General features: G+C 34.5%; 3 protein-coding genes. 2 read left to right on the forward strand and 1 reads right to left on the reverse strand.

All coding sequences use genetic code 11. The annotated features are described in order from the left end of the window. Positions 1–151 precede the first annotated feature (151 nt). Positions 152–778, reverse strand: coding sequence for a Crp/Fnr family transcriptional regulator (locus P8M54_RS07780; protein ID WP_300286924.1), 627 nt, complete (start codon positions 776–778; stop codon positions 152–154). 291 nt (positions 779–1,069) lie between these two features. On the opposite strand from P8M54_RS07780, the gene P8M54_RS07785 reads away from it, so the two are divergent. Both P8M54_RS07785 and P8M54_RS07790 read left to right on the forward strand, forming a co-directional pair. Further along, a complete protein-coding gene (locus P8M54_RS07785) occupies positions 1,070–1,381 on the forward strand; it encodes a rhodanese-like domain-containing protein (RefSeq protein WP_300286926.1) in 312 nt (103 codons plus the stop codon). 47 nt (positions 1,382–1,428) lie between these two features. Continuing rightward, a partial coding sequence (locus P8M54_RS07790) for an aldehyde dehydrogenase family protein (protein ID WP_300286928.1) occupies positions 1,429–1,780 on the forward strand: 352 nt, incomplete at its 3' end.

Here is a 1,780-nt window from a genome sequence, read left to right on the forward strand (position 1 = left end):
AGCAAGAATAGAACCCCCACCACCAATGAGTCCTAAAGAAAGACCAATAATAATTGATGCCAAATAACCTATATATTCCATTTCTACTTTTTTTTACAAAGGTTGCATGTATCTCAGCGGTATACAGTAACAATTGTCACACAAACACAATTTAGTGTAGAAGTTCGATGTGGTTGCGATGTAAAAGCACTAATCCTCTTTGCTCCATTTTTTTTAATAGGCGAGAAATAACTTCTCTGGAGGTATTCAATTCGGTGGCAATATCTTGGTGCGAAAATAGTAAATCGCGGCATTTACAAGCGTCTGCATGTCGTTTTAAATAAAATTCTAGTCGTTCATCCATCGCTCTAAATGCAATGTTATCAACAACCTCTAAGACTTCCTCAAAACGTGTTCGATAGGTAAATAAAACAAATTCATACCAAGAGCGATGTTCCATCATCCATTTCTCCATCAGGGTAAGTGGTACCATGATAAGTTCAATATCCTCTACCGCTTTTGCCATGATATTACTAACCTGACTTTTACTAGCGCAAATCATTGATACGGCGCACGCTTGCCCTGGTTGAATATAATACATAAAAAATTCTCCACCATTTTCACCCTCTCGGTAAATTTTTATTTGGCCTTTGGTCAGTAGCATCGTGTTGTTAATGTATTGACCTGTTCGCATGATTACTTCTCCTGCTTTAAAGCTATAAATTTTGGCATTTGCTTGTATTTCATTCGATAGCTCTTTTGAAAAAGTGGGAAATAAGTCGTTTATGATTTCTAACATCTTCTGATTTTTTTATTTTTTCGACAGATTTAGTGTAAATATACAGTAAATAAGGTTCTCATTTAAGTTGGATTTGAAAGCAGTTTAGTAAATCCTTTTCCCTTTTGATAATTATTGTATTAGCAATTATCCTATCGTTTTTGTAGACTATTTTTGATAATTGTTAAAACAATTTATAAAATGCTGATTATTAATAGTGGTCGAAATCGTTTTCTCTTAAAAATTATTTAATTCGTATTGTAGCGTTTCTAACTTACCCAAAATCTTCGTATTTTTACAAAAAAGAGAACTATGAACTTATCACAAGAAGATTGGATTGCGCAACTTAATGCGGATGAAAATGCGGTACTATTAGACGTACGAACTGAAGAGGAATGCAACGATGGTATCATTGAAAATGCTAAAATTATAGACATTCATCAAGGTCAGGCTTTTATAGATGCTATTGGACAGCTAGATAAAACTAAAAATTACTATGTATATTGTCGTTCTGGAGCTCGCAGCGGAAAAGCATGTGAACTATTGAACGAAATAGGAATTGAAAATGCATACAACCTTACTGGCGGAATGCTAGCATGGGAAGGTGAAGTGGTACAACCATAAATAGAAGAGGCGCAAGCCTCTTTTTTTAATTAACTAAACGAAATAAAATGAATATCATACCAGAAGAATTTCAAATTAAAGATTTATTAAATCAAGATACCTACTTACTAAATGGAGAATTAAAAAAATGGGAAGGGCAAACTTCTCCTGTTTTTTCAACCATTTCTTCTACTGAAGAGTACATACCAACTATCTTAGGATCTATTCCTTTTATGGGCGAAAAAGAAGGTCTAGAAGCGGTTGATGCCGCTGATGCTGCCTACAATAACGGTCAAGGATTGTGGCCTACTATGAGCGTTAAAGATCGTATAAAATGTATGACTCGTTTTGTAGTTCAAATGGAAGGAACTCGCGATGAGGTAGTGAAATTTTTAATGTGGGAGATTGGAAAATCTTTGG

The sequence above is a fragment of the Flavobacterium sp. genome (genome assembly GCF_029242675.1).
Lineage (GTDB): Bacteria > Bacteroidota > Bacteroidia > Flavobacteriales > Flavobacteriaceae > Flavobacterium.

Bases quoted from the DNA above. Each gene is read 5' to 3' on its own strand.
- P8M54_RS07780 (WP_300286924.1), bottom strand. From the start codon at position 778: ATGTTAGAAATCATAAACGACTTATTTCCCACTTTTTCAAAAGAGCTA.
- P8M54_RS07785 (WP_300286926.1), top strand. From the start codon at position 1,070: ATGAACTTATCACAAGAAGATTGGATTGCGCAACTTAATGCGGATGAA.